We start from the raw sequence: 19,974 nt of genomic DNA, 5'->3' as shown, positions 1-19,974 counted from the left end.
CCCGGTCACCGCACGGACCGGGGTTCGTGCGGGGTCATGCTACGAGTACGGATACCCGGTCGCCGACCTCGGCGGTGCGAATGGGCTCGCCGGTGCGCCCGGAGAGCTCGGTGGCGACGGCCTCCTCGATCTTGCGGGCCTCGTCGGGGTGGCCCAGGTGCTCCAGGCACAGCGCCACCGACAGGATCGCCGCCACCGGGTCGGCCTTACCCTGGCCCGCGATGTCCGGCGCGGAGCCGTGCACCGGCTCGAACATCGACGGGAACGCCCGGGTCGGGTTGATGCAGCCGCTCGCGGCCAGGCCGATGCCGCCCGTGACGGCGGCCGCGATGTCGGTCAGGATGTCGCCGAACAGGTTGTCCGTGACGATCACGTCGTAACGCTGCGGGTTGGTCACCATGAACATGGCCGCCGCGTCGACGTGCTGGTACTCGGTGGCGATGTCGGGGAACTCCTTGGCCACCTCGGCGAAGGTCCGCGCCCACAGGCCGCCCGCGTGGGTCAGCACGTTGGTCTTGTGCACCATGGTGACCTTGCGGCGGGCGCGCTTGCCGGCGCGAGCGAACGCGTCGCGGATGACCCGCTCCACGCCGTGCCGGGTGTTCAGGCTCTCCTCGGTGGCGATCTCCGCCGGGGTGCCGCGGTGCAGGCCGCCGCCGGCGCCCGTGTACAGGCCCTCGGTGCCCTCGCGCACCACCACGAAGTCGATCTCGCCCGGCTTCACGCCGCCCAGCGGGCCGGACGTGCCCGGCCACAGCCGGGAGGGGCGCAGGTTGACGTACTGGTCGAAGTCGAAGCGCAGCTTCAGCAGCAGCCCGCGCTCCAGCACGCCCGGCGGCACGCTGGGGTCGCCGACCGCGCCGAGCAGGATCGCGTCGTGCTGGGCCAGCTCGTCGCGCACCGAGTCCGGGAACACCTCACCCGTGCGGTGGTAGCGCGCCGCGCCTAGGTCGTAGGCCGTGGTCTCCACGCCCGGCAGCACCGCGTCGAGCACCTTGAGGCCCTCGGCCACCACCTCGGTGCCGATCCCGTCCCCCGCCACGACCGCGATGCGCATACCAGCCCGCTCCTCAGCAACAACCATGTCCACTGTTCTACCGAACGTTAAGCCCGCCTCCCACACAACGGTACACCCGTTCCACATCGTGGACTCCCGCCCGGCGCCGCCACCACCCGTTGATCATGAACTTGTGGACGTGTTCGGCGGCGTGTCGCCACCCTGCCACCGTGATCAACGCACGAAATCGCGTCACGGGTTGCGGTGGTCGCCGAGGAGGCGGCCGCTGCGGATGAGAGGGCGCTTGGAGACGCCGCGTACGGCGCGGCCGGGGTCGGCGTCGGGCTGGCTGCTGCGGACGAACAGGGTGACCGTCACCGCCGGGGCGAAGCCGTTGCGCGACATCAGCGTGGCCGACGCGTTGTTGGTCTGCTCGACGTCGGTCACCACGCGGGTCGCGCCACCGGCGAACAGCGCCTCGCAGCAGGCGTTGACCAGCCGGCCCGCGATGCCCCGGCCCTGGTACGCCGGATCCACCGCGATCCACTCCAGGTAACCCCAGTCGTCGCGCAGCTCGAACGTCTGCGAGCCCAGCACGAAGCCGACCACCGCCGTCCCGTCCAGCGCGACCCAGCAGGCGCTGTCCCCGCTGTCCAGGTGCTCCGCGACGGCCGTCAGGGACCAGGAGGTGTACGGCTTCACCGTGGTGTCGAAGACCCGGTAACCGAGGTCCAGGACCTGGCGCAGGTGCTCGAAGCCGACCGGCGCGATGACTATCTCCGTCTGGGGCGACTCACTCATGCCGGAATGCTGCCATGAACCGGCCCCCAGAGGCCGGATCAGCACCGCTGTGACATAACTAACCGACCGGTCGTTCTTATTCATTGCTAGCCTCCGGACATGAAGGCAGCGATCCTCCTCACCGGACGCCTCGTCAACGCGACCGCCGCGCTCGCCCCGCCCCTGGGCCGACGCCTGGCCTACACGCTCTTCTTCCGGCCCACCGGCCGGGCGCCCGTGCACCCCCGCGAGCAGGCCGTCCACGCGGCCGCCGGGCGCTCGCAGGTGGACCTCGACGGCGTCCCGGTCGCCGTCTACACCTGGGGCGACGGCGCGCGGCCGGTGCTGCTCGTGCACGGCTGGAGCTCGCGCGGCTCCCGTTTCGCCGGGCTGGTCACCGACCTGCTCGACCGCGGCTACAGCCCGGTCGCCTTCGACGCGCCCGGCCACGGCGACTCCGGCGGCAGGTCGACGAACCTGCTGCAGTACGAGCGGATCATCCGGCAGCTGCAGGAGCGGCACGGCACGTTCGCCGCGATCGTCGCGCACTCGTTCGGGGTGCCGTGCGCCTTCCATGCGCTGCGGACGGGCGTGCGCGCCGACCGGCTCGTCGCCGTGAGCGGCCCGGCCGAGTTCGACCACCTGATCACCGAGTTCGCCCGGCAACTGCGGCTGCGGCCCTCGATCGCCGCCTACCTGCGGGTCCGGTCGGTCCGCGACATCGGCGTACCCGACCTGTGGGAACGGTTCTCCAGCACCTTCGAGCCGGATGCGCTCAAGGTGCCGCTGCTGATCGTCCACGACACCGACGACGACGTGGTGTCGGTCGACCACGCGCAGCGCCTGCACGCGGCATACCCGGGATCGCGGCTGGAGATCACCAGCGGGCTGGGGCACCGCCGCATCCTCGGCGATCCGCTGGTCGTCGGCCCGGTCGGCGCATTCCTCGACGCCGGGACCCCGGCCGCGAAACGGTGACCCGTAGACAGCAGCCGGCCCGGTGAGCTGCGGCAAACAGCTCACCGGGCCGGCATTGCCAGCTTGACTGCTCGGCACGCGTGACGGGCGGAGTCACCCGAAGACCCGTCCGTCCCCGCGTAACGGGCGTGTCCGCAGTGGACACCCCAGCAGGTTACCCAGCAGACACCACGCTACGCAAGCGCCCGCTCACTCATCGGTGAGATCAACGGCGCTGACCGAGCCCGCGCCGATGTTCTCGGCGGCGCGCTGCAGCAGGTCCGCCGGGACCGGCGAGTCGACGGTCAGCGTCATCAGCGCCTCGCCACCGGCCTCACGGCGGGCCACCTGCATCGCCGCGATGTTCACGCCGACCGCGCCGAGCACGGTGCCGACCGCGCCGACCACGCCGGGCCGGTCCTGGTAGCGGAAGAACAGCAGGTTGCCCTCGGCGTCCAGCTCCAGGTCGAAGCCGTCCAGCTCGGTGAGCTTGAGCTGCTCGCGCAGGCCGTGGGTGACCACCGCACCGGCGACCGAGACGGTGCGGCCGTCGGGCAGCGCACCGCGTACCGTCACCAGGTTCTTGTGCTCGTTGACCTCGGGGTTGGTGGTCAGGTCGATCTCCACGCCGCGGTCGGCCGCGATCAGCGGCGCGTTGACGTAGGTGACCTGCTCCTCGACGATCGGGCTGAACAGGCCCTTGCTGGCGGCCAGCTTCAGCACCGACACGTCGTGCTGGTTGACGATCTCGCCGCGCACCTCGACGGTGACCCCGGCGGCCACGCCACCGGCGACGGCGGTGAAGACCTTGCCCAGCTTCTCCGCCAGCGGCAGCAGCGGCCGGACCTCCTCGGCGACCACGCCGCCGGCCTGCACGTTCACCGCGTCCGGCACGAACTCGCCCTGCAGCGCCAGCTTGACGCTCTTGGCGACCGCGAGACCGGCCTTGTCCTGGGCCTCATGGGTCGAGGCGCCCAGGTGCGGGGTGGCCACCACGTTGTCGAACTGGAACAGCGGCGAGGTGGTGCACGGCTCCTTGAGGTACACGTCGATGCCGGCGCCGGCGACCCGGCCCTCGGCCAGCGCGTCGGCGAGCGCCTCCTCGTCGATCAGGCCGCCGCGGGCGGCGTTGACGATCCGCACCTCGGGCTTGACCAGCTGCAGCTCCTTGGCGCCGATGAGGCCTACGGTCTCCGGGGTCTTCGGCAGGTGGATCGAGATGAAGTCGCTCTCGCGCAGCAGCTCCTCCAGGCCCACCAGGCGGACCCCGAGCTGCGCGGCGCGGGCCGGCTGCACGTACGGGTCGTACGCGATGAGGCGGGTGCCGAAGGCGGCGATGCGCTGCGCGAACAGCACCCCGATGCGGCCGAGGCCGACCACGCCGACGGTCTTGCCCTGCAGCTCGACGCCGGTGTACTTCGAGCGCTTCCACTCGCCGTTCTTCAGCGCCGAGGAGGCCGAGGCGGTGTTGCGGGCGACCGCGAGCAGCAGCGCGATGGCCTGCTCGGCGGCCGAGACGATGTTGGAGGTCGGCGCGTTCACGACCATGACGCCACGGGCGGTGGCGGCGGGCACCTCGACGTTGTCGAGCCCGACGCCCGCGCGGGCGACGACCTTCAGGCGCGGCGCGGCGGCGATGGCCTCCGCGTCGATCTGGGTGGCGCTGCGCACGATCACGGCGTCGGCGTCGGCCAGCGCGGCAAGCAGCGCCGCCCGGTCCGTGCCGTCCACGTGGCGCACGTCGAAGTCGTGCGCGAGCACGTCGAGCGCGGCGGGAGCGAGTTCTTCGGCGATGAGAACGACGGGAGTCACAGCTTGCCTCACGGAGAGAGTTGGATGACCTCACAAGCCCGGACCGCCGCACTGCGCTTCGGGCCCCTACCCACGCGATGCTACGGGTTCGGCCGTGCTTCGCACGCCGAACCGGCGCCGTGACGGTACTCACGTTCGTGCTGCTCAGTCCGTTTCCGCCCGACTCGTTAACCGGTCAACCGGGCCCGCTGACGGTGCCGGCGGGGCCGGCCCGGCGAAAGCCGCGAAAACAGAGAAACCGGGCCGTGACCAGGGGTCTCCTGGCACGGCCCGGTAGGCCCAGGCCGCATGGTTCGGCGGCTGGACAGTATGGGAGGGGAAAGATCAGGCGGTCTCGGTGATCGGCCGGTCGACCCAGCTCATCATGGCCCGCAGCTTGGCGCCGGTCTCCTCGATCGGGTGCACGGCCCCCTGCTCCTGCAGCTTGGTGAAGTTCGGGCGGCCGTTGTCGTCCTCGGCGACCCACTCGCGGGCGAACTCGCCGTTCTGGATCTCGCCGAGGATGCGCTTCATCTCCTCCTTGACCCGGGCGTCGACGACGCGCGGGCCGCGGGTGACGTCGCCGTACTCGGCGGTGTCGGAGACGCTGTACCGCATCCGGGCGATGCCGCCCTCGTACATCAGGTCCACGATCAGCTTCAGCTCGTGCAGGCACTCGAAGTAGGCCACCTCGGGCGCGTAGCCCGCCTCGGTGAGCACCTCGAACCCGGCCTGGACCAGCGCGGACGCGCCGCCGCAGAGGACCGCCTGCTCGCCGAAGAGATCCGTCTCGGTCTCCTCCTTGAAGGTGGTCTTGATGACGCCGGCCCGGCTGCCGCCGATCGCCTTGGCGTAGGACAGCGCCAGCGCCTGCGCGCCGCCGGTGGCGTCCTGCTCGATGGCGATCAGGCAGGGCACGCCCTTGCCGTCGACGTACTGGCGGCGCACCAGGTGGCCGGGGCCCTTCGGGGCGACCATGGCGACGTCCACGTCCGCCGGCGGGGTGATCAGGCCGTAGCGGATGTTGAAGCCGTGGCCGAAGAACAGCGCCTTGCCCGAGGTCAGGTTCGGCGCGATGGACTCGGCGTAGATGAACCGCTGCGCGGTGTCCGGCGCCAGGATCATGATGACGTCGGCCTCGGCCGCCGCCTCGGCCGGCGTGACGACCCGCAGGCCCTGCTCCTCGGCCTTGGCCCGGCTCTTCGAGCCCTCCTTGAGGCCGACGCGCACGTCGACGCCCGAGTCGCGCAGCGACAGCGCGTGCGCGTGCCCCTGGCTGCCGTACCCGATCACCGCGACCTTGCGGCCCTGGATGACCGACAGGTCCGCGTCGTCGTCGTAGAAGATCTCAACCATTCTCGTTCCCTCTCAAGGTCGCTCGCGGCGCCCCGGCATCTTCGCCCTCGGCTGCCGCGCTCCGGTCCGCGGCCGTACCGCGTCCCACTAAGTGATCGTCTTACCCCGTCCCGGGGCAACGGGTGGTCAGGCGGCGAGGCGCAGGGCCGGGTTGGCGGTGATGCTGCGGGAGCCGCGGCCGATGGCGACCAGGCCGGACTGCACCATCTCCTTGATGCCGTACGGCTCCAGGTCGCGCAGCAGCGCGTCGAGCTTCTCGGCGGTGCCCGTCGCCTCGATGGTCAGCGCGTCGGGGGCCACGTCCACGACCTTGGCCCGGAACAGCTCGACCGTCTCCAGCACCTGCGAGCGCACCGGGCGGTCCGCCCGGACCTTGACCAGCAGCAGCTCGCGCTGCACGGCGGTGGCCGGCTCCAGCTCCACGATCTTGAGCACGTTCACCAGCTTGTTGAGCTGCTTGGTGACCTGCTCCAGCGGCTGCTCGTCGGCGTTGACGACGACCGTGATGCGGGACACCTCGGGGTGCTCGGTCTCCCCCACGGCCAGCGAGTCGATGTTGAACCCGCGCCGGGAGAACAGCCCCGCGACCCGGGCCAGCACGCCCGGCTTGTTCTCCACCAGCACCGAAAGAGTGTGCTTGCTCATCAGAGGTCGTCCTCGTCGAAGGTGGGGCGCACGCCCCGGGCGAACATGATCTCGTCGTTGCTGGTGCCGGCGGCCACCATCGGCCACACCATCGCGTCCTTGCCCACCACGAAGTCGATGACCACGGGCGCGTCGTTGATCGCCATCGCGGCCTCGATGGTCTTGTCGACGTCCTCGGCCGACTCGCAGCGCATGCCGATGCAGCCGAGCGCCTCGGCGAGCTTCACGAAGTCGGGGATGCGGTGCTTGTGGGTGCCCAGGTCGGTGTTGGAGTAGCGCTCGTTGTAGAACAGCGTCTGCCACTGCCGCACCATGCCGAGGTTGCCGTTGTTGATGACGGCCACCTTGATCGGGATGCCCTCCAGCGCGCAGGTGGCCAGCTCCTGATTGGTCATCTGGAAGCAGCCGTCGCCGTCGATCGCCCAGACCACCGCGTCCGGGCGGGCCACCTTGGCGCCCATCGCGGCCGGAACCGCGTAGCCCATGGTGCCCAGGCCGCCGGAGTTGAGCCAGGTGGCCGGCTTCTCGTACGAGATGAACTGGCTGGCCCACATCTGGTGCTGGCCGACGCCCGCGACGTAGACGGCGTCCGGCCCGGCGATCTCGCCCAGCCGCTTGATCACGTACTGCGGCGCGAGGGTGCCGTCCTCCGGCTCCTCCCAGCCCAGCGGGTAACGGGTGCGCAGATCGTTGAGCTGCGCCCACCACTCGTCCCGCGCCGGGTGGGTCTCGCCCTTCAGCGCGGTGATCAGCTCCTCGATCACGTGCTTGACGTCACCCACGATCGGCACGTCCGCGTGGCGGTTCTTGCCGATCTCGGCCGGGTCGATGTCCGCGTGGATCACCTGGGCGTCCGGGGCGAAGCTGTCCAGCTTGCCGGTGACCCGATCGTCGAACCGCGCGCCCAGCGTGATCAGCAGGTCGCTGCGCTGCAGCGCGTACACCGCCGACACCGTGCCGTGCATGCCGGGCATGCCGACGTGCTGGGCGTGCGAGTCGGGGAACGCGCCACGGGCCATCAACGTGGTGACCACCGGGATGCCGGTCAGCTCGGCCAGCTCCCGCAGCACCTCGGTGGCCTGCGCCTTGAGCACACCGCCGCCGACGTAGAACACCGGCCGCTTCGCCGCCATGATCAGGCGGGACGCCTCGCGGATCTGCTTGCCGTGCGGGTGCAGCGTGGGCCGGTAGCCCGGCAGGTCCAGCGCGGGCGGCCAGCTGAACGTGGTCTGCGCCTGCAGCACGTCCTTCGGGATGTCGACCAGGACCGGGCCGGGGCGGCCGGTGGCGGCCAGGTGGAACGCCTCGGCCAGCACCCGGGGCAGGTCCTCGGCGGCCTGCACCAGGAAGTTGTGCTTGGTGATCGGCAGGGTGATGCCCTGGATGTCGGCCTCCTGGAAGGCGTCCGTGCCGATGGCCGGCCGGGCCACCTGGCCCGTGATCGCCACCAGCGGCACCGAGTCCATGTACGCGTCGGCGATCGGGGTGACCAGGTTGGTGGCGCCCGGCCCGGACGTCGCCATGCAGACCCCGACCTTGCCGGTGGCCTGGGCGTAGCCGGTCGCCGCGTGGCCGCCGCCCTGCTCGTGGCGCACCAGGATGTGGCGCAGCTTCGAGTCGAACAGCGGGTCGTACGCGGGCAGGATCGCGCCGCCGGGGATGCCGAAGACCACCTCGACCCCGAGCGCCTCCAGCGACTTGACGAGGCTCTGCGCGCCGGTCACCGCGACCGGGGCGGACTGTGCGCTGGTGGCGGCGGGGGGCGCGGACCGTTGCGCCGCGGCCCGCTGGGCCAGTGTCTCCGGGCTGGGTCTGGTCATGTCAGATCACCTTTGGCATCTGGAAGGTTCGCATCGGCTGCCGTCCAACAAAAAAGCCCTCGTGCAGTTAACGCACGGGGGCTAGCGCACTCTCGTCAGGTGAGAGAGTGCGCTCAGGTAAGTACTCGGGCAGACCGAGAGGTCGACATGGGCCTAGCTTGGCGCATCTCAGCCGATGAGTCAACTGCTCCCGGATGTTGGGACGACCGTGTCGTGGCGTCCCGCGTTCAGGCCGTTCAGCGGCTGCCCGAGCTTGCCGTGCGGGGCGAGCGCGGCGCCCGGGGCGGGCGGCACCGGCGTGCCGTTCGCCGGTGGGCGGGGCGGTGCCGGGGGCAGCGCCTTGGGCGCGCCCGAGGCCGACGCGGCCAGCCGCGCCTCCAGGTGCTCGGCCGGCACGCCCATGCCGAAGAGCTGGCCCTGGCCGTACGGGCAGCCCGTGGCCTCGACCAGCCGGCGGTGCTGCGGCTCGCTCATGCCCTCGGCGATGACCTGCAGGCCCAGCCGCTGGCCGAGGCGGACCACCACGTCCACCATCGGCGCGCCCGGCAGGTGGTCGGTCGGCCCGTCGATGACCAGGTCACGGTCGATCTTCAGGATGTCCACCGGCATGTTGCGCAGCTGCCGCAGCGACGAGTAGCCCGCGCCGAAGTCGTCCAGCGCGATGCGTACGCCGAGCGCGCGCAGCGAGTCCAGGGTGCGCCGGAACTCGTCCAGGTCGGTGGCGACGGCGTGCTCGGTCACCTCCAGCACCAGCCGCGACGGCGGCACCCGGTGCCTGCGCAGCACGTCCTTGACGCCGGTGACGTACTTGGTGGAGTGCAGCTCGCGCGGCGAGATGTTCACCGACACCCAGACGTCGTAGCCCTCCTGCACCCAGCGCGACAGCTGGCGGCACGCCTGGTCCAGCACCCAGGCGCCGATGACCTCGATCTGGCCGGTCTCCTCGGCGATCGGGATGAACTCCAGCGGGCCCACCTGACCCAGCTCAGGGTGCTTCCAGCGGATCAGCGCCTCGGCGCCCACCGGGCGGGTCGAGGGAAGGGCCACCACCGGCTGGTACGCCAGCGTCAGCTCCTGGCGCTCGATCGCGCCGCGCAGCTCGTGCTCGATCGCGGTGCGGCGGCGCAGCTGCCGGTCGTACACCTCGTCGTACAGCTCGACGCGGTTCTTGCCGCGCTGCTTGGCCGCGCGCAACGCGAGGTCGGCGTTGCGCAGCAGGGTCGGGATGTCGTCGGCCGCGCCGCAGCCGGCCAGGCCGATGCTGGCGGACAGGAAGATGTCCGCCGCGCCGTGCTGGTACGGCCGGGACAGCACGGCCAGCAGCCGCTGGGCGACCTTCGCGGCCTCGGCCGGGCGGCTCCACATGAGCACCGCGAACTCGTCGCCGCCCAGGCGCGCGGCCAGGTCGCCGGGGCGCAGGTTGAGCCGCAGCCGCTGGCCGACCTCGATCAGCACCGCGTCGCCGACGTCGTGGCCGCGCATGTCGTTGACGTTCTTGAAGCCGTCCAGGTCCAGGGTGAGCAGCACGCACGGCGGCCCGCCCGCGGCGTCGAGGTACATGGTGCGCAGCAGGCCGCGCCGGTTGGCCAGGCCGGTCAGCGGGTCGGTGTGGGCCAGCTCGCGGAAGTGCGACTCGCTCTCGGCCAGCCGGTTGTTGGCCCGCCGCACGTCGACGATGGCCAGGTACTGCCGACCGACCATGAAGAAGCCGTTGAGGATGCCGACCAGGGCGGTCACCAGCTCGATGCCGGTGTTGCGGGAGTAGCCGTCCACCGCCACCAGCGAGATGGCCAGCACCGGCGCCAGGCCGGTGGCCAGGCCCGAGCTGGGCGACACCGACTCGGCGTCGCTGATCCGCGGCGGCGGGGGCGGCCCGATGAACCACAGGCCCGCACCGGCAGGGATCGCCAGCGCGCTCACCAGCACCACGGCGCCGGTGCCGTAACAGGCGCCGCCCGCGACCCCGGTCATGCCCAGCGCCAGCAGCGCCGCGCCCGCGCAGTGCCGCAGCAGCGGGCCGCGCCACGGCTGGGCGCGCACCACCAGCACCGTGCTCAACCCCAGCACCACGCAGCACAGCACCGCCGCGACCAGCACCGGCACGCAGGCGCCGGGCAGCGCGTGATGGCCGGGCTTGTCCGGCGCGAGCAGGAACGTCCACGCCACGATGAACAGCCCGGAGGCCACCATCAGCGATTCGAGCATCAGGCGCAGCCGCGCCCCGTCGCCGACCACCTGGTCGGTTATCTCCAGCAGGGCCGCCACCAGCAGCAGCGCCGCGATGGAGGCGGGCAGGCCGAGCAGCCCGCCGAGCACGATGCGGCTGCCGATCCGCTCGTCCCAGCCCTCCGGCCAGCCGGCCGTGTGCAGCCACGCGACCGGGGCGGCGAGGGCGTACACCATCAGCGCACCGGCGCAGAGCCGGTTCGCCCGGACGACCAGGCCGTGCTGGTCGACCAACCGATTCTTCGCCAGTGCCCAGACCGCGGGCACAGCGGTCAACACGCTCGCCAGTACGGCTGTCGCGAGCCCCGGGGGGAGGTCCACGTCAACCACTCTGCCGCAGCGCAGAGCACAAAGCGAGACACCTTGTGCGACATTCCCACCCGCACCGCGTCCCGGCTTGTGGACACAGCGCTGCTGAGCTGGGCGCGCTCCCGGACGAGTGACACACTTACGACATGCCCGAGCTGCGTTCCCGCACCTCCACTCACGGTCGCACCATGGCCGGAGCCCGCGCGCTGTGGCGCGCCACCGGAATGACCGACGACGACTTCGGCAAGCCCATCGTCGCCATCGCGAACAGCTTCACCCAGTTCGTCCCGGGGCACGTACACCTCAAGGACCTCGGCGGCCTGGTCGCCGACTCGGTCGCGCGGGCGGGCGGCGTGGGCCGCGAGTTCAACACCATCGCCGTGGACGACGGCATCGCCATGGGCCACGGCGGCATGCTCTACTCGCTGCCCAGCCGCGAGCTGATCGCCGACGCGGTCGAGTACATGGTGAACGCGCACTGCGCCGACGCGCTGGTGTGCATCTCCAATTGCGACAAGATCACGCCCGGCATGCTGCTGGCAGCGCTGCGCCTGAACATTCCGACGGTGTTCGTCTCCGGCGGCCCGATGGAGGCCGGCAAGACCGTCGCCGTCGAGGGCGTGGTGCACACCAAGCTGGACCTGATCGACGCGATGATCGCCGCCTCCAACGACGCGGTCAGCGACGAGCAGCTCGGCCAGATCGAGCGCTCGGCGTGCCCGACCTGCGGCTCCTGCTCCGGCATGTTCACCGCGAACTCGATGAACTGCCTCACCGAGGCGATCGGCCTGGCGCTGCCCGGCAACGGCTCCACGCTGGCCACCCACGCCGCCCGCAAGGCGCTGTTCGAGCGGGCCGGCGAGCTGATCGTGGACCTGTGCAAGCGCCACTACGACGGCGACGACGCGTCGGTGCTGCCGCGCGCCATCGCCACCCGCGAGGCGTTCGAGAACGCGGTCGCGCTCGACGTGGCCATGGGCGGCTCCACCAACACGGTGCTGCACCTGCTGGCCGCGGCCCGCGAGGCGGAGCTGGACTTCGGGGTGGCCGACATCGACGCCGTCTCCCGGCGCGTGCCGTGCCTGGCCAAGGTCGCCCCGAACAGCCAGCAGTACCACATGGAGGACGTGCACCGGGCCGGCGGCATCCCGGCCCTGCTGGGTGAGCTGAACCGCGGCGGCATGCTGCACACCGGGGTGCACTCGGTGCACTCGCCGGACCTGGCGAGCTGGCTGTCCGACTGGGACATCCGCAGCGGTGCCACGCTGCCCGAGGCGGAGCGGCTGTTCCACGCCGCGCCCGGCGGGGTGCGCACCACCGAGCCGTTCAGCACCGAGAACGTGTGGTCCACCCTGGACACCGACGGGGCCAACGGCTGCATCCGCGACGTCGCGCACGCGTACTCCGCCGACGGCGGCCTGGCCATCCTGTTCGGCAACCTCGCCCCGGACGGCGCGGTGGTCAAGACGGCCGGTGTCGCCGAGGAGAACCTGCGCTTCACCGGCCCGGCCAAGGTGTTCGAGTCGCAGGACGACGCGGTCACCGCGATCCTGGGCGGCGAGATCGTCGCCGGTGACGTGGTCGTCATCCGCTACGAGGGCCCGCGCGGCGGTCCCGGCATGCAGGAGATGCTCTACCCGACCTCGTTCCTCAAGGGCCGGGGGCTGGGCAAGGCCTGCGCACTGATCACCGACGGGCGGTTCTCCGGCGGCACCAGCGGCCTGTCCATCGGGCACATCTCGCCCGAGGCGGCCGGCGGCGGCCTGATCGCGCTGGTCCAGAACGGCGACACCATCGCCATCGACATCCCGGCGCGCTCGCTGGTGCTGGACGTGCCCGAGCCGGTGCTTGCGGAGAGGCGTATCCTTCAGGACAAGCGGGAAAAACCGTACACGCCGGTGGACCGGCAGCGCCCGGTGAGCGCCGCGCTGCGGGCGTACGCCTCGATGGCCACCAGCGCGAGCGACGGCGCGTACCGCCGCGTCCCGTAGATCTCCCAGCCCCCGCGTAGGCACCGCCCCCGCGGGATGGCTCCCTCACGCCGGTCGGCCGTGAACCTCCAGTTCACGGCCGACCGGCGTGTCCGCGTCAGGAGGGGTCGTTGCCCGGGAGCCATTTGATCGAGCAGCCGACGCTGGGATACTGCGGCTCCGGCACCGGTTGACCGGCCAGGACCAGGTCGATCGCGGCGGACAGCGTCGCGCCGGTGACGGGGACGTCGTTGCGCGGGCGTGCGTCGTCGAACTGCCCGCGGTACGCCAGGCGGCGCTGCGCGTCGTAGAGGAACAGGTCCGGGGTGCAGGCCGCGCGGTACGCGAGCGCGACCCGCTGGTCGGCGTCGTGCAGGTACGGGAAGCCGAACCCGGCTCGCTTCACCTGCCCGGCGAGATGCTCGGGGGCGTCGTCGGGGTAGTTGCCGGTCTCGTTGGCGCTGATGCCCACCACGGCCAGCCCCTGTGCCGCATACCGGGCGGCGACCTCGCCGAACACCGACTCGATGTGCCGCACGTACGGGCAGTGGTTGGACAGGAACGCCACCAGCAGCGCGGGCGCTCCCGCGAAGTCCTCCAGCGCGACGGTCTCCCCGCTGACCACGTCGGCCAGCGCGAACCCCGGCGCCGGCGTCCCCAGCTCCACCATGAACGAATTGACAGCCATGCACCCATTCTCACCCGCCCGCCGCCCCCGCGGTGATCACGGCCCCGGGGTGGCGACACGCCGCCCATCACGTCCATAAGTTCATGATCAACCCAGCTGAGGGGGGCGGTGGGGGGTGATCAATGCGGGCATAGGATGTTGCGCATGCACGAGCCGAGACTGCCTCATCTGACCGCCGCCGATCCGGCGCTGGCCGCGCTGGTGGAGGGGGAGGCGCGGCGGCAGCACGACAAGCTGCGGATGATCGCGTCGGAGAACTACGTGTCGGCCGCGGTGCTGGAGGCCTGCGGGACGGTGCTGAACAACAAGTACTCCGAGGGGTATCCGGGCCGGCGGTACTACGAGGGGCAGCAGTTCTGCGACCAGATCGAGACGCTGGCGATCGAGCGGGCCAAGGCGCTGTTCGGGACCGCGCACGCCAACGTGCAGACGTACTCGGGGTCGCCCGCGAATCTGGCCGTCTACCTGGCGTTCATGACGCCGGGTGACACGTTCCTGTCGCTGGAGCTGGCGCAGGGCGGGCACCTGACGCACGGCTCGCCGGTGTCGGCGACCGGCAGGTGGTTCCGGCCGGTGCACTACACCGTGGGCCGGGACACCGGGCGCGTCGACATGGACCTGGTCCGGGACGTCGCGCTGGCCGAGCGGCCCAAAATGATCTTCTGCGGGGGTACGGCGATCCCGCGCACCATCGACTTCCCCGCCTTCGCCGCCATCGCGCGCGAGGTGGACGCCGTCCTGGTCGCCGACATCGCGCACATCGCGGGCCTGATCGCGGGCGGGGCCCACCCGTCGCCCGCCGGGCACGCCGACGTCATCACCACGACCACGCACAAGACGCTGCGCGGCCCGCGCGGCGCCATGATCATGGCGAGCGCCGAGCACGCCGCCGCGATCGACAAGGCCGTGTTCCCCGGCCTGCAGGGCGGCCCGCACAACCACACCACGGCGGGCATCGCGGTCGCGCTGCACGAGGCGGCGCAGCCCTCCTTCACCGCGTACGCCCACCAGGTCGTCGCGAACGCGAAGGCGCTCGCGGCGGCACTGACCGACCGGGGCTTCGACCTGGTCTCCGGCGGCACCGACAACCACCTGCTGCTCATCGACCTGACCAACAAGGGCGTCGAGGGCAAGCCGGCCGCGAAGACGCTGGACGCGGCCGGGATCGAGCTGAACTTCAACACGGTGCCGTACGACCCGCGCAAGCCGTGGAGCCCGTCCGGCATCCGGCTCGGCACCGCCGCGCTCACCACCCGGGGCCTGACCGAGCCGCACATGGCCCTGGTCGCCGCGTGGATCGACGCGGCCGTCACCGCCGCGGTCAAGGACGACCAGGCCACCGTCGAGCGGATCGCGGGCGAGGTGCGTGACCTGCTGAAGGGCTTCCCGATGCCGGGATACACCGACTGAGACCTGTGATCGGAGCTCCGTTCGTGCTGAACTGTTCAGCACGGGCGGAGCCCGCTCGTTCGAAATGGCAGCTGGAGCTCATATGAAGCGGGTAACCATCGCCGACATCGCCCGCGCCGCCGGGGTGTCCAAGGGCGCCGTCTCCTACGCGCTCAACGGCCGTCCGGGCGTGTCGGAGGAGACCCGCCGGCGCATCCTCGCCGTGGCCGAGCAGTTCGGCTGGCACCCGAGCAGCGCGGCCCGCGCCCTGTCCGACGGCCGCACCGGCGTGCTCGGCATGATCGTCGACCGGCCCGCCCGCACCCTGGGCATCGAGTCGTTCTTCATGCAGCTCATCTCGGGTATCGAGGCCACCCTGTCGGCCCGCGACGTCAGCCTGCTGCTCCAGGTCACCGAGGACCGCGAGCGCGAGATGGCGACGTACCGGCGCTGGTGGGCACAGCGGCGGGTGGACGGCGTCATCGTCGTCGACCTGCGCCGCGACGACCCCCGGGTGGCGCTGCTGGAGGAGCTGAACATGCCGTGCGTGGTCATCGGCGGCCCGCACGGGCTGGGCACCCTGCCCGGCGTATGGAGCGACGAGGTCGCCGTCACCACGGCAGTGGTCGAGTATCTGGCCGCGCTCGGGCATCGCCGCGTCGCCCGCGTCGCCGGGCTGGCCGACCTGTGGCACACCTCCGTGCGCGGGCAGGCCGTCGCCGACGCCGCCGACCGGGTCGGCCTGACCGACGTGACCACCGTCTACACCGACTACACCGGCGAGGAGGGCGCTCGCGCGACGCGGGCGCTGCTGTCCCGGCGGCCGTCGCCCACCGCGATCGTGTACGACAACGACACCATGGCCGTGGCCGGGCTCGGCGTCGCGCACGAGATGGGCATCGCCGTGCCGCAGCAGCTGTCCATCGTGGCCTGGGACGACTCGCCGCTCTGCCAGCTGCTGCACCCGCAGCTGTCGGCCGTCAGCCGCGACATCGCCGCGTACGGCGGCCACGCCGCCGAGCAGCTCCTCAAGATCCTCGACGGCGCCGAGACCCGCAGCTTCCAGGACACCACCCCCCAGCTCATCCCCCGCGGCAGCACCGCTCCCCCGGCCGCTGCCTGACCCCACCCGCCTGGTGCTGCCGGTCCGGGCCGCCGTCGCTCCGCGCGACCCACAAGATCGCTGTTTCGTGTCAGAAAGTGCAGCCTGACCAGAGGTTCTGACACGAACTAGCGATCTTCGCCAAGCGCGGGCGCGGGAAGCGCGGCCCGGTGAGCAGGCGCGGAAAGCGCGGCCCGGTGAGCAGGCGCGGGAAGCGCGGCCCGGTGAGCAGGCGCGGCTTAAGATCGGGCCATGGTGCTGACCGCGGCGACCGCCCGTGACCTGCTCGGGGCGCTGCCGGTGGCGGTGGTGGATCCGCTGGACGCGCGGGAGTTCGCGGACCTGGAGCGGCGCTTCGGCTTCACGTTCAACCCGGACCACCGCACCCTGCTCGCCACCGGCCTGCCGACCGGCCCTCGCTGGCCCGACTGGCGCACCGACCCCGGCGACCTGCGCGACCGGCTCGCCGCCCCGATCGACGGGGTGCTGTTCGACGTGCAGGAGAACGGCTACTGGCACCCGTCCTGGGGCGAGCGGCCCTCGCGCACCGCGTTCGCGCTCGCCGTGGCCCGCCGGCACCTGGACGCGGCGCCCCGCCTGGTCCCGGTGTACAGCCACCGCTACGCGCCCGCGCTGCCCGAACCCGGTCTGCCCGTGCTCTCCGTCATGCAGACCGACGTCATCGTGTACGGCACCGACCTCGCCGCCTACCTGCGCCGCGAGTTCGGCCTCCCCGGCCCCGGCGCCGCACCCACCGCCACCCCCATCCCCTTCTGGTCCGACCTCACCTGACGGCTCGGCTCGACTTCGTTTTTGGATGGCTGGGCTCGTCGCCCGCGGGCGGGGCCGGATGCTCCTATGGAAGTCAAGCGGTGTTCAGGGCGGCGAAATCCGCCATGAGTGCGGCGTGGACCTCGCGGACGATGTAGCGCTTCAAGCAGCGCATGATCTCTATCTTGGCCAGGCCTTGTTTGGTGCGTCGTTGCACGTAGTTGCGGGTGCGTGGGTCGTAGCGCATGCGAGTGAGCGCGATCGTGTAGAGGGCGTTGTTGGCGGCTCGGTCACCGCCGCGGTTGAGACGGTGACGGTCGGTGCGCCCTGAGCTGGCCGGGATCGGGGCTGCGCCGCACAGGTGGGCCAGCGCGGCTTCGGAGCGCAGCCGGTCGGGGTTGTCCCCGGCGGTGGCCAACAGCTGCCCGGCGACCTCGGGGCCGACGCCGAACAACGCGCTCAGGCGTGGAGCGGTCTTGGCCACCGCTGGGCGCAGCCGCCGGTCGGCGAGGGCGATTTCGGCGTCGAGTGCCTGTATCCGGGTCGCGATCGCGTGCAGCGCGGCGCGCGTCGCGTGAACCGGATCAGTCATGACTGTCTCATCGACGGTCAGGTCGACACAGGCGGTGACCATCGCGGATCTGGGCAGCCCGGCCAGGCCGGTACGCACCGTCTCAGGCGCGGAGGTGATCAGGCCGTGGAGCTGGTTGAGCGCCGCGGTGCGAGCCTTGACCGCGCCGCGGCGGGCCACTCGCAGCGCGCGGATCGCCTCGACCGGCCCGGTGCGGGTCTTGGGCGTGCCGGCGGCCTGTCCGGACAGCGCAGCTCGTGCTGCGGCGATGGCGTCTATCGGGTCTGACTTGCCCTTGCTGCGGCGTGTCCTGCGGTCGGGTCGGTCGACCTCGACCAGGTCGACGCGTTCGCCAGTCAGGTAGCGCGCCAGCCCGGCGCCGTAGGTGCCGGTGCCCTCGACACCGACCTTGGCTACCCGCCCGAACGAGCGGAGCCAGGCCAGTAGTGCCCGGTAGCCAGCCGGGGTGGCGGGGAACTGCTGATCTCCCAATACGCGGCCGGTCTGGTCGACGACAGCGGCGTGGTGGGTCTTGCCGTGGGTGTCTATCCCGCCCGTGACCGGGCGCTTCTTGGCTGCCATGCTGGACTCGTCGTCCCTTTCGCTCGCACCGAACAGGGTCGGCACGCACCCGCCGGACGGGCGGACAGGACAGTGACGGGGCCTCTCGCACAGGCTCCTATAAGGTCACGAATGCCCAGCTGGTGGCGTGCAGGAGCGGTCACCCGGACAGTCGACGAATCCGGCAGAGGACAGCAGTCGTCAGTCAGAGCAAGAGTCAGACAACCGGGTGACCGCTCCTACATCCTCACTGTCAGAGCAGGGCGTACACCGTGGTGGCCTGGGCCACGAGCTGGCCCTTGGCGGTCATGGTGATGTCGGCGAAGGCCATCGAGCGCCCCAGCTTGGTGAGCCGGGCCGTGACCAGCACGTCGCTGCCCAGCACGGGGCGCTGGAACGTGGTCGACAACTGCACCGTGGTCATCGGCACGAAGCCGCCGCGGGCCGCGCTGATCGCGATCACCGTGGCGGTGTCGGCCGCCGCCATCAGGGCCTGCCCGCTCAGCGCGCCGCCCTCCCGGGCGAGCCGGTCCGACCAGGGCAGGCGCAGGGTCGCCCAGTCGGCGCCGGTCTCCTCGACGGTCAGCCCCAGCTCGCGTACCCAGGGCGCGAAGTTGTCGGCGAGGATGCGGTCGCCGTCGAGCACGGGCGCCTCCTCGGCCACGCTGCCGCCCGCGACGCTCGGCAGCACCTGCACCTCCGCGCCGCCCACGACCGGCGTCTCCTGACCTGACAGCACCCGGCAGTCCTCTCCGTCGACGTACACGTTGACGTACCGGCGCAGTTCGCCGCGCTCGTCGCGGATGCGCCGGCCGAGGCGGGGCCAGCGCTGGTCCACCTCGTCGAGCACCGCGCGCAGCGTACCGCCCGCCTGCACCTCCAGCCGTGACTCGCCGCCGACCTCGGTCCGCAGCGCGCCCGGCACCAGCACGGTCACCATCAGAGCCGGACCGCCCGCACGCACAGCACGTCGGGCAGGTGCGCCGCGACCAGCGCCCAGCTGTCGCCCTCGTCGGCGCTGGCGAACACCTCGCCGGTGCGGGTGCCGAAGTAGACCCCGACCGGGTCGCCGTTGTCGACGGTCATCGCGTCACGCAGCACGGACGGGTAGAACGGCGCGGTGGGCAGGCCGTACGCCTGCGGGGTCCAGGTCTTGCCCGCGTCGGTGGTGCGGAAGACGCGGCACTTCGCGTCGACGGGGAAGCGCAGCGCGTCGGCGCTCAGCGGGAAGTTCCACGCGGTGCCGCCGCGGCGCGGGTGCGCCACGATCGGGAAGCCGAAGTCGCTGGGCAGGGTGTCCGCGATCGACGACCAGGTCTGCCCGTCGTCGTCGGACCGGTAGACGCCGTGGTGGTTCTGCAGGTAGAGGCGCTCCGGGTCCTCGCCGTCGCGGGCCACCTTGTGCACGCACTGGCCGAACTCGGGGAACGGGTCGGGCATGAAACTGACCCGGATGCCGGTGTTGGACGGGTGCCAGCTTTCGCCGCCGTCGGTGGTCCGGTAGACGCCGCCGGTGGACATCGCCACCAGCACCCGCTGCGGGTCGGTCGGGTGCGGCAGGATCGTGTGGATCGCCTGGCCGCCGAAGCCCTCGCCCCACTCGGTGCGCTGCGGGTGGTCCCACAGGCTGCGGACCAGCTCGTACGACGTGCCGCCGTTGGTGGAGCGGAACAGGGCCGACGGCTGGGTGCCGGCCCAGACCACGTCGGGCTCGGCGGCCGCGCCGGGCTGCAGCGCCCACACCCGGCCGAGCGCGGTGTCGGTGTCCTGCGGGAACGCGACCGGGGCGTGATCGGGCTCGCGCCAGCACGCGCCCAGGTCGTCGCTGGTGGCCACGCTCGGCCCGAAGTGCGAGCTGTCCACGGCGGCCAGCAGGCGCGGGGTGGCGCGGCGGGTGTCGATGCCGACGGAGTACACCGCGGTCATCGGGAACTGGGGCACGGACATGTCCCACGAGTCCCCGACCCGGTCGCGGCGGGCCAGGAACAGTCCCTTGGCGGTGCCTATGAGCAGCAGAACGGTCATCGTCGACCTCGCTTCT

16 protein-coding genes are annotated in these 19,974 nt (G+C 71.8%); 5 read left to right on the top strand and 11 right to left on the bottom strand.

Annotation, left to right across the window (positions count from 1 at the left end; translation table 11 throughout):
• Nucleotides 1–34: 34 nt before the first annotated feature.
• Both Cba03nite_RS25390 and Cba03nite_RS25385 read right to left on the bottom strand, forming a co-directional pair.
• A complete protein-coding gene (locus Cba03nite_RS25390) occupies nucleotides 35–1,057 on the bottom strand; it encodes a 3-isopropylmalate dehydrogenase (RefSeq protein WP_203751242.1) in 1,023 nt (340 codons plus the stop codon).
• 192 nt (nucleotides 1,058–1,249) lie between these two features.
• A complete protein-coding gene (locus Cba03nite_RS25385; protein ID WP_203751023.1) occupies nucleotides 1,250–1,798 on the bottom strand; it encodes a GNAT family N-acetyltransferase in 549 nt (182 codons plus the stop codon).
• Between the two features lie 99 nt (nucleotides 1,799–1,897).
• Between Cba03nite_RS25385 and Cba03nite_RS25380 the strand changes: the two genes are divergently transcribed.
• Nucleotides 1,898–2,755 carry an alpha/beta fold hydrolase gene (locus Cba03nite_RS25380; RefSeq protein ID WP_203751021.1) on the top strand — a complete coding sequence of 286 codons (858 nt, stop codon included), beginning with the start codon at nucleotides 1,898–1,900 and terminating at the stop codon, nucleotides 2,753–2,755.
• 189 nt (nucleotides 2,756–2,944) lie between these two features.
• On the opposite strand, the gene serA is transcribed toward Cba03nite_RS25380, so the two are convergent.
• From serA to Cba03nite_RS25355, 5 genes are all read right to left on the bottom strand, one after another.
• The gene (gene serA, locus Cba03nite_RS25375; RefSeq protein ID WP_203751018.1) at nucleotides 2,945–4,546 is read right to left on the bottom strand and encodes a phosphoglycerate dehydrogenase; all 1,602 of its coding nucleotides are present in this window, start codon (nucleotides 4,544–4,546) and stop codon (nucleotides 2,945–2,947) included.
• Nucleotides 4,547–4,870: 324 nt separating this feature from the next.
• Nucleotides 4,871–5,881 carry a ketol-acid reductoisomerase gene (ilvC, locus tag Cba03nite_RS25370; protein ID WP_203751015.1) on the bottom strand — a complete coding sequence of 337 codons (1,011 nt, stop codon included), beginning with the start codon at nucleotides 5,879–5,881 and terminating at the stop codon, nucleotides 4,871–4,873.
• A gap of 126 nt (nucleotides 5,882–6,007) precedes the next feature.
• Nucleotides 6,008–6,526, bottom strand: coding sequence for an acetolactate synthase small subunit (gene ilvN / locus Cba03nite_RS25365; protein WP_155372026.1), 519 nt, complete (start codon nucleotides 6,524–6,526; stop codon nucleotides 6,008–6,010).
• On the bottom strand, nucleotides 6,526–8,346 hold the full coding sequence (locus Cba03nite_RS25360) for an acetolactate synthase large subunit (protein ID WP_203751012.1): 1,821 nt from the start codon (nucleotides 8,344–8,346) through the stop codon (nucleotides 6,526–6,528). Before Cba03nite_RS25360 ends, ilvN begins: the two co-directional genes overlap by 1 nt.
• A 180-nt stretch (nucleotides 8,347–8,526) precedes the next feature.
• Nucleotides 8,527–10,893 carry a putative bifunctional diguanylate cyclase/phosphodiesterase gene (locus Cba03nite_RS25355; RefSeq protein WP_203751010.1) on the bottom strand — a complete coding sequence of 789 codons (2,367 nt, stop codon included), beginning with the start codon at nucleotides 10,891–10,893 and terminating at the stop codon, nucleotides 8,527–8,529.
• Nucleotides 10,894–11,027: 134 nt separating this feature from the next.
• Between Cba03nite_RS25355 and ilvD the strand changes: the two genes are divergently transcribed.
• The gene (gene ilvD / locus Cba03nite_RS25350) at nucleotides 11,028–12,872 is read left to right on the top strand and encodes a dihydroxy-acid dehydratase (RefSeq protein WP_203751008.1); all 1,845 of its coding nucleotides are present in this window, start codon (nucleotides 11,028–11,030) and stop codon (nucleotides 12,870–12,872) included.
• Between the two features lie 97 nt (nucleotides 12,873–12,969).
• Here the strand turns inward: ilvD and Cba03nite_RS25345 are convergent, their stop codons facing one another.
• Entirely contained in the window at nucleotides 12,970–13,539 is a 570-nt protein-coding gene (locus Cba03nite_RS25345) for a thioredoxin family protein (RefSeq protein ID WP_203751006.1), read from the bottom strand.
• A 144-nt stretch (nucleotides 13,540–13,683) separates the two neighbouring features.
• On the opposite strand from Cba03nite_RS25345, the gene glyA reads away from it, so the two are divergent.
• The 3 genes from glyA (at nucleotide 13,684) to Cba03nite_RS25330 (ending at nucleotide 16,822) form a co-directional block, all read left to right on the top strand.
• On the top strand, nucleotides 13,684–14,949 hold the full coding sequence (gene glyA, locus Cba03nite_RS25340) for a serine hydroxymethyltransferase (protein ID WP_203751005.1): 1,266 nt from the start codon (nucleotides 13,684–13,686) through the stop codon (nucleotides 14,947–14,949).
• Nucleotides 14,950–15,031: 82 nt separating this feature from the next.
• Complete coding sequence (locus Cba03nite_RS25335; RefSeq protein ID WP_203751003.1) at nucleotides 15,032–16,051, top strand: LacI family DNA-binding transcriptional regulator; 1,020 nt, start codon at nucleotides 15,032–15,034, stop codon at nucleotides 16,049–16,051.
• Nucleotides 16,052–16,282: 231 nt separating this feature from the next.
• Nucleotides 16,283–16,822 carry a dTDP-4-dehydrorhamnose reductase family protein gene (locus Cba03nite_RS25330; RefSeq protein ID WP_203751001.1) on the top strand — a complete coding sequence of 180 codons (540 nt, stop codon included), beginning with the start codon at nucleotides 16,283–16,285 and terminating at the stop codon, nucleotides 16,820–16,822.
• A 73-nt stretch (nucleotides 16,823–16,895) separates the two neighbouring features.
• On the opposite strand, the gene Cba03nite_RS25325 is transcribed toward Cba03nite_RS25330, so the two are convergent.
• From Cba03nite_RS25325 to Cba03nite_RS25310, 3 genes are all read right to left on the bottom strand, one after another.
• Nucleotides 16,896–17,954 carry an IS110 family RNA-guided transposase gene (locus Cba03nite_RS25325; RefSeq protein ID WP_203750999.1) on the bottom strand — a complete coding sequence of 353 codons (1,059 nt, stop codon included), beginning with the start codon at nucleotides 17,952–17,954 and terminating at the stop codon, nucleotides 16,896–16,898.
• A gap of 232 nt (nucleotides 17,955–18,186) precedes the next feature.
• Nucleotides 18,187–18,873 carry a MoaD/ThiS family protein gene (locus Cba03nite_RS40005; protein WP_239126002.1) on the bottom strand — a complete coding sequence of 229 codons (687 nt, stop codon included), beginning with the start codon at nucleotides 18,871–18,873 and terminating at the stop codon, nucleotides 18,187–18,189.
• Complete coding sequence (locus Cba03nite_RS25310; protein WP_203750996.1) at nucleotides 18,873–19,958, bottom strand: WD40/YVTN/BNR-like repeat-containing protein; 1,086 nt, start codon at nucleotides 19,956–19,958, stop codon at nucleotides 18,873–18,875. The genes Cba03nite_RS40005 and Cba03nite_RS25310 overlap by 1 nt, the downstream gene beginning before the upstream one ends.
• Nucleotides 19,959–19,974: the final 16 nt, after the last annotated feature.

The organism is Catellatospora bangladeshensis (genome assembly GCF_016862575.1).
GTDB lineage: Bacteria > Actinomycetota > Actinomycetes > Mycobacteriales > Micromonosporaceae > Catellatospora > Catellatospora bangladeshensis.
Note: the sequence above shows the minus strand (reverse complement) of the source record. Positions and strands in the feature narration are given on the sequence as shown.